Here is a 10,731-nt window from a genome sequence, read left to right as displayed (position 1 = left end):
TGCGCCGCCCGTTGGTTGGCACATCCTACCCGAGTTTCAAATTTAATCGCCATTTATCGGCAATTTTAAATGTCGGGTATGTATCGAATTGCTAACATACAACGTTGCATAGTGAATGGCTACTCTGGGTCGTTTTCCGCCTAACGCGGATGAAGCCGGCGAGTGGTGTTCTCGGAAAATCCGAAAGGACAGTGTCGCGAGAAGGGAAATTTGTCCTTACACAGGCGGGGCTCGCGCGATGGTTTTCAGCGGACTCTTACGGGAATCACGTCAGTTGTTCCTTGTGGCGGCGAAGGAAATTTAGTCATCACCAAGCCTGTTCGACCGGACTTCGTCCTAAAAAAGCGCGGATGGACGGTTTCGCGGGGGCTTATTGCTTAGATCGTTGCCGCCGCGCATCCATAGGATTTTGTTTCAGCGGTCGATAAATCTCCACCCGGTCGCCGTCGGTCAAAGTTAAGTTGGGTTTGGCGACGACGCCGAAAATGCCGAATTTCTGAACGGTCAAATCGATTTCCGGGTGCCGGGCCAAGACGCCGGATGCCTGGATGGCTTGTTCGGCGGTGGCGTCCGGCGGCAGGGTTAGCGCGATCAAGGTTTGCCGCTCGGGCGTCGCGTAGGCGACTTCGACGCGGATGTCAGCCATACACCGCTTTGGCGCGCTGGGTGAAGGCGCCGACCATGGTGTTGCAGATTTGATTGAAGACCGGGCCGAAGGCCAGGCTGGCGAAGGTGCTGGCGATTTCGAACTCCAAATCCAGCGAAATCTTGCTGGCGTCTTCGCGGAGCGGCATGAAGCTCCAAAAGCCTTCCAGCGATTTGAACGGCCCGTCCAGCAGGCTGATTTGAATCTTGCCGCCTTGATCGGATTTATTGCGGGTCGTGAACGATTTATGGAAGCCGGCCTTGGCGATGTCGATTTGGCCTTCGACGATGTTGCCCTCGCGTTTCAGCACCTTGCTGCCGGCGCACCAGGGCAGGAATTTGGGGTAGGACTCGATGTCGTCTACCAAATCGAACATCTGTTTGGCCGAGAATTTGACCAACGCGCTTTTTTGCACGACGGTGATCATTACAGTACCCCCAAGACATGCAGGAATACCAGGAATACCGAAGCCGGCGCGACGTAGCGGATCAGAAATTGCCAAGCTTGAAAGCCTTGGGCCGGCAGTTCCAGTTCCTGTTCGGCGTGGGCCGGTTTCATTTTCCAGCCGGCGAATACCGCGATCGCCAAACCGCCGAGCGGCAGCATCAGGTTGGCGGTCAAATAATCGAGCAGCTCGAACAGATTCTTGTCGAACCATTTATGTTCCGACCAGATATTAAACGAAAACACCACCGCCACGCCCAGCGCCCAGCAGGCGCCGCCGGCCCACAGACAGGCTTCGCGGCGTTGCAGATCCTTGTTTTCCACCAACCAGGCCACGGCCGGTTCGATGATCGAAATCGACGAGGTCAGCGCGGCGAAGAACAGCAGCACAAAAAACAACAGCCCGAACAGCCAGCCGCCGCCCATGTGGCCGAAAGCCAGTGGCAGGGTCTGGAAGATCAGGCCGGGGCCGGCGGCGGCTTCCAGGTGGTTGGCGAACACCAGCGGAAAGATGGCGATGCCGGCCAGTAGCGCGACGATGGTATCGGCGCCGGCGATATAAAAGGTGGTTTTGGCGATGGAAACATGGCCGGGCAGATAGGAACCGTAGACCATGATCGCGCCCATGCCCAAGCTCAGTGTGAAGAAGGCGTGGCCCATCGCGGTCAAGACCGCGTCGGCGTCGATTTTGCTGAAATCCGGGTTGAACAAAAATTCGATGCCTTGTTCGTAACCGCCGGAACTCATCGCATAGGCGACCAGGATCAGCAGCAGGAAAAATAAGGCCGGCATCAGAAATCGCACCGATTTTTCCAGGCCGCCCTGGACGCCGCGCATGACAACCTGCATCGTCGCCAGCATGAATACGGTGTGCCAGAAAATTTGCTGGATCGGGCTGGCCATCAAATCGTCGAACAGGGCCTTGATGTCGCCGGCGTCCGAGCTAAAAAACTGGCCGGTGAAGGATTTGACGATGTAGGCCATGGACCAGCCGGCGATGACGCTGTAATAACCCAGGATCAAAAAACCGCCGACCATGCCCAGCCAGCCCATGTATTGCCAGCGCGGGTCGGCGCCGGCTTCGACGGCCAGGCTCTGCATGGTGTTGATTGGGTTTTGCCGACCGCGCCGGCCCAACATGATTTCGGCGATCATGATCGGCACGCCGATCGCCGCCACGCAAAACAGGTAAACCATGACGAAGGCGCCGCCGCCGTTTTGGCCGGTGATGTAGGGAAATTTCCAGATGTTGCCCAAACCGACCGCCGACCCGGTGGCCGCCAAAATAAAGGCGAAGCGGGACGACCATGCGCCGTGGATGGATTGGGTTTTGTCGCTCATTGCTGCTGGCCCTGTTATTTAAAGTGTTATTTGATGGGGGTGCGGGTAAAATATCAAAATTACAGTTTACAGTCAGTTTAATCATCGTCGCTAGTCATGGCCGCCAAGAAAAAAAAGGACAATAAAGCCACCGATAACACTATCGCCGTCAATCGCCAAGCGACTCACGAGTACACGATCGAGGAGCAATTCGAAGCCGGTTTGGTCTTGGAAGGCTGGGAGGTCAAGAGCTTGCGCGACGGTCGCATCCAGCTCAAGGAAAGCTATATCGAGATTCGCCGCGGCGAGGCTTGGTTGTGCGGGGCTCATATATCGCCGATGTTGTCGGCGTCCACTCATGTCAATCCGGATGCGGTACGCCGCAAGAAATTGCTGCTGCATGCCCGAGAATTGGCCAAATTGATCGGTTCCGTCGAGCGCAAGGGCTATACCTTGATTCCGCTGTCGATGTACTGGATACGCGGTCGCGCCAAGCTGAAATTGGGTTTGGCCAAGGGCAAGAAATTGCACGACAAGCGCGTCGCCTCCAAGGAAAAGGATTGGCAACGCGAGAAAGCCCGCATCATGAAGCACGCTTAAGCGATGGCGCCCCATCCCGATTTGGCCGATTGCGCCGATAGCGCGCTGGTCGTCGTCGATTTGCAGGGCCGCTTGAGCGCGGCCATGCCGGCCGACGAGGCCGAGAGGGTCGCTAAGGCGACGCTTCGCTTGCTAAAGGCCGCCGATTGTTTGGGCGTGCCGGTGCTGGCGACCGAACAATATCCGCAAGGTCTCGGGCCGACTCAGGCCGAAATCGCCGCTGCTTGGCCTTCCGCGACGTCGGTCTTCGCCAAGACCGGATTTTCCTGTTGCCGGGCTCCCGGTTTCGTCGAGGCGCTGGCCGAGAGCGGCCGCCGACAAGTACTGCTGGTCGGGCAGGAAGCCCACGTCTGCGTCTTGCAATCGGCCTACGACTTATTGCAATTGGGTTACCGGGTGCAGGTGCTCGGCGATGCGGTCTGTTCCAGAAATCCCGAGCATAAAGCATCGGCGCTGCGGCGTTTGCAGTCTCGGCAAGTGATCGTCACCAATCATGAATCGGTCTTGTTCGAATGGTTGGGCGATGCCGCTCATCCGCAATTCAAAGCGGTGTCGGCGCTATTGCGCGAAAAAATTTAATAATAATCGTCACGGATAAACGAAAAGGGGGATGCATGCGGTACTTGTGGATGCTGGGGCTGCTGGAAGCGTTGATGTTGGTGGGCTGCCAGGAGCCGTTGCCGCCGATCGAGAAATTGAGCGGCTTCGCGCAGGGCACGACCTATAACATCAGCTATTGGTCGCCCGAGCCGGTCGACTTCAAGCAAGTCGAGGCTGAGGTCAATCAAGCGTTTGCCGACCTGGATAAAGTCTTGTCCAATTACCGGCCGGATTCGTCGATAGAACAATTTAACGCCAATCCCTCCACCGAAAGTCAAACGGTCGATCCGCAAGTCGTCACACTGGTCAAAATCGCACGTACCGTCAGCGAGCTGAGTCACGGCTGTTACGACTTGACCATCAAGCCGCTGTTCGATTTATGGGGTTTTAAGGACGACAAATTGGTCATCCCCGAGGATGCCGCGATTCAAGACGCAATGGTTAACGTCGGCATGGACAAGCTTGCGGTGGTCGACGACAACCACATCCGTAAGCATTTGGCGAAGGTCAGGGTAGACTTGTCGTCGATCGCCCAAGGCTATAGCGTCGGAAAAATCAGCCAGGTCATGGAACAATTGGGCGTGGACAATTATCTGGTGGAAATCGGCGGCGAATTGAAAACCCACGGCCACAAACCGGACGGCAAGTCCTGGCGTATCGCGGTGGAAAAGCCGTTGCCGGGCGAGCGCGAGTTGCACAAGGTGGTGACCTTACCCAAGGACGAGGCGATGGCGGTAATGACCTCCGGCACTTACCGGCACTTTTTCGATGTGAAGGGCCAGAGATACAGCCATATTTTGGACGCTCGCACCGGCCGGCCGGTCAATCATGATCTGGTTGCGGTCAGCGTGTTTCACGCCGACCCGACGATCGCGGATGCCTGGTCCACCGCCTTGTTGTGCTTGGGGCACGAAGAGGGCATGAAAGTAGCCGACGAAGAAAAATTGCAAGCGCTGTTCGTGCGCCAGCAAGGCACCGAATTTACCGAAAGCAAGACTCGGGCACTCACGACATCGGCGCAAATCGCAATCAACTGACGATTCGGGCGGGAAAGCCCGGATCGATATAGGCTCAACGAAAACGGGGGACGTATGTTGGGATGGCAACAGCATTTGACGATGGCGGTGCACGGCGGCGCCGATAGTGGCGGCGGGTTTGCGGGCAGCGTGGCCGGCTGGCTGGCCGCGATTGAGAGGGCGGCGGGGCGATCGCCCGGCGAGAATATCGCCGATTTGCTGCCTGGCATTGCCGCGATGGAGAACTGGCATCCGTTGCTGGTGCATTTTCCGATTGCGCTGTTGCTCTTGTTCGTCGCGATCGACATCGTGGCCAGTTTGGCGGGCAAGCCGGCTTGGCGCGGCGCGGCGAGCTGGTTTCTGTATGCCGGTACGCTATTCGCGGCGGCGACCGTCGCGGCGGGTCTGATCGCGGCGGCCAATGTCGCGCACGGCGGCAATGTCCATGAAATCATGGAAAAACACGAACACTTGGGAATTTCGGTATTGGTCTTGGCTGCGCTGTTGTCGGTCTGGCGTATCGCGGTTAAAGGGGGGATCGGCGGGCCGGCCAATCAAGTGTTTGGTTTATTGGCCATGCTACTTGCCGGTTTGTTGGTGTTTACCGCCGACTTGGGCGGCTTGATGGTTTATAAGTTCGGCGTTGCGGTGCGGGCCGCCGACCCAATCAACCAAGGCGCCGCCCAGCAGCACCGGCACGAGGGCGGGGCGGAGGGCGCGGACGATCATTCCGCCGAAGACCACGGCGGTCATGCTCATTGACGGTACGTCGGCAAGAACGCGGGTTAGGGGCTAAGCGGCCCCGGCCTTTTTTGATTTCGCCTAGCCCGACTCGGCGGGCAGTTGTGTTATCCTACGCCGCTTTTTTTCAGAGACGTTTCGATGCGGACCCGCGTTAAAATTTGCGGATTTACCAGGGTAGACGACGCGCTTGACGCGGCTGGCTTGGGGGTCGATGCGATCGGCTTGGTGTTTTATCCACCCAGCCCTCGCCACGTCGAGATCGGGGCGGCCGCCGCGATAGCCAGAGCCTTGCCGGCCTTCGTTTCGGTGGTCGGCTTGTTTGTCGACGCGGAACCTGACTGGATTCGAAGCGTATTGGGCCAAGTTCGGATCGACTGCCTGCAATTTCACGGCGACGAAACGCCGGAGGCTTGCCGAATCTACGACAAATCCTACATCAAGGCAGTGCGGATGAGGCCTGAAAGCGATCTCGACGGCTTGCAGCGCCAATACCCGGATGCGGCCGGGCTGTTGTTGGATGCTTATCATCCGGGTTTGCCGGGCGGTAGCGGCCAGCGCTTCGATTGGGAGTTGATCCCGACGGCCAGACAACTGCCTCTGATTCTGGCCGGCGGATTGACGCCGGACAATGCCGGCGACGCGGTGCGCGCGGTGCGGCCTTATGCGCTGGATGTCAGCAGCGGCGTCGAGGCGGGTAAGGGTGTCAAGGATGCGGCGAAAATGGCTGACTTTATAAGAACGACCAACCTAGCGACATTAGAATTATGACAGACAAGTACCAAATGCCGGACGCCCGGGGCCATTTCGGGCCTTACGGCGGTATTTTCGTGGCGGAAACGCTGATGCCGGCGATTACCGAGCTCAACGAAGCCTATCAACGCTATATTCAAGACCCCGAATTCGTTGCCGAGCTCGATGCGGACTTGCGCGATTACGTCGGCCGGCCGTCGCCGCTGTACCATGCCCAGCGCTGGAGCCAACATCTGGGCGGCGCTCAAATTTATCTGAAGCGCGAAGACCTGAACCACACCGGCGCTCATAAGGTCAACAATACCGTCGGCCAGGCCTTGCTGGCTAAGCGCATGGGCAAGACCCGTATCATCGCCGAAACCGGCGCCGGCCAGCATGGCGTGGCGACCGCGACCGTCGCGGCGCGGTTGGGTTTGGAATGCGTGGTCTATATGGGCGCCGTCGATGTCGCCCGCCAAGCCTTGAACGTGTATCGGATGAAATTGCTCGGAGCCACCGTGGTGCCGGTCGAATCAGGCTCGAAAACCCTGAAGGACGCCTTGAACGAAGCCCTGCGCGATTGGGTGACCAATATCGACAATACCTTCTATATCATCGGCACCGTGGCGGGTCCTCACCCGTATCCGGCGATGGTTAGAGACTTTCAGGCCGTGATCGGCCGCGAAGCCCGTCAACAATGTCTCGCCCAAGCCGGTAAATTGCCGGACACCTTGGTGGCTTGCGTTGGAGGCGGTTCCAATGCGATCGGCTTGTTTTATCACTTTATCGACGATGCCGGCGTCAAAATGTACGGTGTCGAGGCGGCCGGCGACGGCATCGCCACCGGTCGCCACTCCGCGCCGTTGTCGGCCGGACGGCCCGGCGTGTTGCACGGTAACCGCACCTATCTAATGGCCGACGACGACGGCGAAATCATCGAAACCCATTCGATTTCGGCCGGTCTGGACTATCCCGGCGTCGGACCCGAGCATGCTTGGCTGAAGGACACCGGTCGCGCGGAATATCCCAACATCACCGACGACGAAGCCTTGGAGGGCTTCCACGCCTTGACCCGGATGGAAGGCATCATTCCGGCATTGGAGTCCAGCCACGCACTGGCCTACACGATGAAATTGGCGCCGACGATGGCTAAGGACCAAGTGATCATCGTCAATTTGTCCGGCCGCGGCGACAAGGACATGCACACCATCATGCAACGCGAAGGAATTAGCTTATGAGCCGTTTAGCCGCCAAATTCGCCGAACTGAAGGCGTCCGGCCGCAAGGCCTTGATTCCGTTCATTACCGCCGGCGATCCTTATCCCGAATTCACCGTGCCCTTGCTGCACGAGATGGTCGCCGCCGGTGCCGACGTGATCGAACTGGGCGTGCCGTTTTCCGATCCGATGGCCGACGGTCCGGTGATACAGCGAGCCAGCGAACGCGCCTTGGCCCACCATGTCGGTTTACGCAAGGTATTGACGATGGCCATGGAATTTCGCAAAACCAATCAAGTCACGCCGCTGGTGTTGATGGGCTATTTGAATCCTATCGAAATCATGGGCTACGAAGGCTTTGCCAACGCGGTACAGCGTGCCGACGTGGACGGTGTTTTGACCGTCGATTTGCCGCCGGAGGAGTCCGATGAGTGCGTCAAACTGTTGCGCGAGCGGGGCGTCGATCAAATCTTTTTGTTGGCGCCGAATACCACCGCCGAGCGCATTCAAAAGATGCACGCCGTCGGTAGCGGTTATTTGTATTACGTATCGTTGAAAGGCGTGACCGGCGCCGGCCATCTGGACACCGCCGACGTCGAGGATAAATTGCAATTGATCAAAGCCAACACCGATCTGCCGGTTGGCGTCGGCTTCGGCGTTAAGGATGCCGAAACCGCGAAAACCATCGCCAATATCGCCGACGGCGTGGTGGTCGGCAGCGCGTTGATCAGCAAGATCGAGGCGAATCTCGACGATCCCGAGCAGGCCCGGCGTGAAATCATCGGCTTGTTGAAGTCCATGCGCCAAGCGATGGACAGTTAAACAGTGGTTAGCGGAGTAGTTTACGCATGAGTTGGTTTGAAAAATTAGTTCCCTCGGTGATTAGGACCGAAAGTACCCCGAAACGTACCTCGGTGCCCGAAGGCTTGTGGAGTAAGTGTCCGCGTTGCGATGCAATCTTGTTCAACGCCGAATTGGTCAAGAATTTCCATGTGTGCCCGAAATGCAGCCACCATTTGCGCATTTCGGCGCGCGCCCGCCTGGATATCTTTTTGGATGAAGGCGAGCGCGTCGAAATCGGCGCCGGCCTGAAGCCCAGCGATCCTCTGAAATTCAAGGACAGCAAGAGTTACAAGGATCGCATCAAACAGGCGCAAAAACAAAGTAACGAAAACGATGCATTGGTGACGATGCGCGGCAAACTGATGGGCGAGGGCATCGTCGCGGCGGCTTTCGACTTCGGTTTCATGGGCGGCTCGATGGGTTCGGTGGTCGGCGAGCGTTTCGTGCGAGGCATTAACGAAAGCTTGCGCACCGGTTTTCCGTTCATCGTGTTTACCGCCAGCGGCGGGGCGCGGATGCAGGAGTCGCTGTATTCGTTGTTTCAGATGACTAAAACCAGCGCGGCGTTGACCAAATTGGCCGAGGCCGGGATTCCCTATATCTCGTTCATGACCGATCCGACGATGGGTGGCGTGTCGGCCAGTCTGGCCATGCTCGGTGACATCAACGCGGCCGAGCCGGAGGCTTTGATCGGTTTTGCAGGTCCGCGCGTCATTGAGCAAACCGTTCGGGAAAAATTGCCGGAAGGCTTTCAGCGTAGCGAATTCTTGCGCGAGCACGGTGCAATCGACATGATTATCGACCGTCGGGAGATGCGCGAAAAAATTGCGTCGATACTGGCGATGCTGCGCGTCGGCCGTTCGACTGGAGCGGCGCCGGGCGGCGAAAGTTATGCGGATTCCGGCGACGCCGGGATGGGTCAGGGGTAGTCGCGGTCGCAATGGCGCGCTTCGAGACGCTTCAGGCATGGCTAAACTGGCAGGAACAACTACACCCCAAGTCTATCGATCTGGGACTGGCGAGAGTCGCCGGCGTGTATGCCCGGCTTCGATCAGACCGTCCGGCGCCGCTGACCGTGACCGTGGCCGGGACCAACGGCAAGGGTTCCTGCGTGGCGTTTTTGGAAGCGATCTACCGAGCGCAGGGTTATAAAGTCGGGGCCTACACCTCGCCGCACATTCTGCGGTATAACGAACGTATTCGCATCGCCGGGCGATCGGCCGGCGATGCGGAGATTTGCGATGCTTTCGCCCGCATCGATGCCGCACGGGGCGAGACCAGTCTGAGTTATTTCGAATTCGGTACGCTGGCGGCCCTGGATTTGTTTGCCCGCGCCGATGTCGATGTGCAGTTGCTGGAAGTAGGGCTTGGCGGCCGACTCGATGCGGTCAACATCGTCGACCCGGACGCGACTTTAGTGACGACGATCGCGCTGGACCATGTCGATTGGTTGGGCAACACTGTCGAAGCTATCGCTCGGGAGAAGGCCGGGATTTTTCGGCCGGGTGTTCCGGCCGTCATCGGCGACCAACAACCGCCGGCTTCGCTATTGGCGACCGCAGCGGAAATCGGCGCCGTGACCTTGCGCATCGGCGCCGCCTACCGTTATCGCAAACGGGGCGAAGTCTGGGATTGGCTGGGCGAATCCGCCGAACTGCTGGGATTGCCGGTTCCAGCCTTGCAGGGCGAACATCAGTACCGCAACGCTTCGGCGGTCATCGCCACCGTCCAGGCGTCGAACGGGCGGCTGCCGGTCGGGGCGGAGGCGATACGGAGGGGCGTGGCCGAGGCCCGCTTGAATGGGCGGTTTCAGCTCATTGATGGCAGCCATCCGGTGTTGCTGGATGTCGGTCATAATCCGCAGGCGGTGGGTACCTTGCTGGAGTATCTCAGCGAAAGCTTCCCCAATGCCAAGATACGCGCGGTGTTCGCGATGATGAAGGACAAGGACATTGCCGGCGTGATTCGGATCATGGCTGATCGGGTCGCCGAGTGGCATCTCGCGCCGCTGGCCAATCCGCGCGCCGCGCCGCCCGAAACGATTGCGGCACTGTTTCCGCCCGAACTGCGCGACCGCGTTCGCGACGGCTATCCGGATTTTTCCGCCGCCTACCGAGCGGCCAGCGGGCAGGCCGGGCCCGGCGAACTGACGCTGATTTTCGGTTCTTTTTTTCTGGTATCCGAATATTTATCTAATTTTCCCAGAGGTGCTTGAGTATGGATCAGGAGTTAAAGCAACGATTGATTGGCGCTGCGGTAATTACCGCGTTGGCCGCCATCTTCGTGCCGATGTTGTTCGACGACCCAATCGACGAAACCGGTAAAACCATCAACGAATTGAAAATCCCGGAAGTGCCCGCCAAGACTCAGGATGTAGAATTCATGCCGCTGCCCGATAAGCCGGAAGCGGTGGCCGAAACCGCGCCGGCTGGCGAGCCGCCGGTCGGCGAAGTCCCGGCGCCGAGAGCGGTGGCGGAGGAAGGTGAAGGGGAAGCGGCGCTCGAGGCGCCGAAACCGCAATTGAAACTGGGCGCTCGGGAAACCTTGCCGCTTCCCAAGAAAGCGGCGCCGGC

General features: G+C 58.7%; 12 protein-coding genes and 1 pseudogene. 10 read left to right on the top strand and 3 right to left on the bottom strand.

Features of this window, described 5'->3' with window-relative positions; all coding sequences use genetic code 11:
- Window positions 1-370: 370 nt before the first annotated feature.
- Genes A1355_RS06705 through A1355_RS06695 form a run of 3 tightly spaced genes read right to left on the bottom strand, consistent with a single transcriptional unit; the run spans window position 371 to window position 2,431 of the window.
- Window positions 371-646, bottom strand: a complete 276-nt coding sequence (locus A1355_RS06705) for an RnfH family protein (RefSeq protein ID WP_064026286.1) — start codon at window positions 644-646, stop codon at window positions 371-373.
- Window positions 639-1,073 (bottom strand): type II toxin-antitoxin system RatA family toxin, encoded by a 435-nt coding sequence (locus A1355_RS06700; RefSeq protein WP_082885402.1) that lies wholly within the window; start codon window positions 1,071-1,073, stop codon window positions 639-641. Before A1355_RS06700 ends, A1355_RS06705 begins: the two co-directional genes overlap by 8 nt.
- Complete coding sequence (locus tag A1355_RS06695; protein ID WP_064026284.1) at window positions 1,073-2,431, bottom strand: sodium-dependent transporter; 1,359 nt, start codon at window positions 2,429-2,431, stop codon at window positions 1,073-1,075. The genes A1355_RS06700 and A1355_RS06695 overlap by 1 nt, the downstream gene beginning before the upstream one ends.
- 96 nt (window positions 2,432-2,527) lie before the next feature.
- Here A1355_RS06695 and smpB point away from each other — a divergent pair, with 96 nt between their 5' ends.
- From smpB to A1355_RS06645, 10 genes and pseudogenes are all read left to right on the top strand, one after another.
- Entirely contained in the window at window positions 2,528-3,010 is a 483-nt protein-coding gene (gene smpB, locus A1355_RS06690) for an SsrA-binding protein SmpB (protein WP_064026282.1), read from the top strand.
- 3 nt (window positions 3,011-3,013) lie between these two features.
- A complete protein-coding gene (locus A1355_RS06685) occupies window positions 3,014-3,589 on the top strand; it encodes an isochorismatase family protein (RefSeq protein ID WP_064026280.1) in 576 nt (191 codons plus the stop codon).
- Between the two features lie 35 nt (window positions 3,590-3,624).
- Complete coding sequence (locus tag A1355_RS06680) at window positions 3,625-4,647, top strand: FAD:protein FMN transferase (RefSeq protein ID WP_064026278.1); 1,023 nt, start codon at window positions 3,625-3,627, stop codon at window positions 4,645-4,647.
- Between the two features lie 54 nt (window positions 4,648-4,701).
- Window positions 4,702-5,388: a DUF2231 domain-containing protein gene (locus A1355_RS06675; protein ID WP_064026276.1), complete on the top strand. Its 687-nt coding sequence runs from the start codon at window positions 4,702-4,704 to the stop codon at window positions 5,386-5,388.
- A 120-nt stretch (window positions 5,389-5,508) separates the two neighbouring features.
- Window positions 5,509-6,138 carry a phosphoribosylanthranilate isomerase gene (locus tag A1355_RS06670; protein ID WP_064026274.1) on the top strand — a complete coding sequence of 210 codons (630 nt, stop codon included), beginning with the start codon at window positions 5,509-5,511 and terminating at the stop codon, window positions 6,136-6,138.
- On the top strand, window positions 6,135-7,337 hold the full coding sequence (gene trpB, locus A1355_RS06665) for a tryptophan synthase subunit beta (RefSeq protein ID WP_064026272.1): 1,203 nt from the start codon (window positions 6,135-6,137) through the stop codon (window positions 7,335-7,337). The genes A1355_RS06670 and trpB overlap by 4 nt, the downstream gene beginning before the upstream one ends.
- Window positions 7,334-8,137, top strand: coding sequence for a tryptophan synthase subunit alpha (trpA, locus tag A1355_RS06660; RefSeq protein WP_064026270.1), 804 nt, complete (start codon window positions 7,334-7,336; stop codon window positions 8,135-8,137). Before trpB ends, trpA begins: the two co-directional genes overlap by 4 nt.
- Window positions 8,138-8,163: 26 nt before the next feature.
- Window positions 8,164-9,087 (top strand): acetyl-CoA carboxylase, carboxyltransferase subunit beta, encoded by a 924-nt coding sequence (gene accD / locus A1355_RS06655; RefSeq protein WP_064026268.1) that lies wholly within the window; start codon window positions 8,164-8,166, stop codon window positions 9,085-9,087.
- A gap of 11 nt (window positions 9,088-9,098) precedes the next feature.
- Window positions 9,099-10,373 (top strand): bifunctional tetrahydrofolate synthase/dihydrofolate synthase, encoded by a 1,275-nt coding sequence (gene folC / locus A1355_RS06650; protein ID WP_064026266.1) that lies wholly within the window; start codon window positions 9,099-9,101, stop codon window positions 10,371-10,373.
- A gap of 2 nt (window positions 10,374-10,375) precedes the next feature.
- A pseudogene (locus tag A1355_RS06645) lies at window positions 10,376-10,731 on the top strand (sporulation protein); the annotation flags it as partial.

Origin of the sequence: Methylomonas koyamae, from assembly GCF_001644025.1 — a bacterium.
Lineage (GTDB): Bacteria > Pseudomonadota > Gammaproteobacteria > Methylococcales > Methylomonadaceae > Methylomonas > Methylomonas koyamae_A.
The sequence above is the reverse complement of the archived record's forward strand: the minus strand, read 5'-3'. Positions and strand labels throughout refer to the sequence as shown.

Coding starts and splice junctions, on each gene's coding strand:
- A1355_RS06705 (WP_064026286.1), bottom strand. CDS start 646: ATGGCTGACATCCGCGTCGAAGTCGCCTACGCGACGCCCGAGCGGCAA.
- A1355_RS06700 (WP_082885402.1), bottom strand. CDS start 1,073: ATGATCACCGTCGTGCAAAAAAGCGCGTTGGTCAAATTCTCGGCCAAA.
- A1355_RS06695 (WP_064026284.1), bottom strand. CDS start 2,431: ATGAGCGACAAAACCCAATCCATCCACGGCGCATGGTCGTCCCGCTTC.
- smpB (WP_064026282.1), top strand. CDS start 2,528: ATGGCCGCCAAGAAAAAAAAGGACAATAAAGCCACCGATAACACTATC.
- A1355_RS06685 (WP_064026280.1), top strand. CDS start 3,014: ATGGCGCCCCATCCCGATTTGGCCGATTGCGCCGATAGCGCGCTGGTC.
- A1355_RS06680 (WP_064026278.1), top strand. CDS start 3,625: ATGCGGTACTTGTGGATGCTGGGGCTGCTGGAAGCGTTGATGTTGGTG.
- A1355_RS06675 (WP_064026276.1), top strand. CDS start 4,702: ATGTTGGGATGGCAACAGCATTTGACGATGGCGGTGCACGGCGGCGCC.
- A1355_RS06670 (WP_064026274.1), top strand. CDS start 5,509: ATGCGGACCCGCGTTAAAATTTGCGGATTTACCAGGGTAGACGACGCG.
- trpB (WP_064026272.1), top strand. CDS start 6,135: ATGACAGACAAGTACCAAATGCCGGACGCCCGGGGCCATTTCGGGCCT.
- trpA (WP_064026270.1), top strand. CDS start 7,334: ATGAGCCGTTTAGCCGCCAAATTCGCCGAACTGAAGGCGTCCGGCCGC.
- accD (WP_064026268.1), top strand. CDS start 8,164: ATGAGTTGGTTTGAAAAATTAGTTCCCTCGGTGATTAGGACCGAAAGT.
- folC (WP_064026266.1), top strand. CDS start 9,099: ATGGCGCGCTTCGAGACGCTTCAGGCATGGCTAAACTGGCAGGAACAA.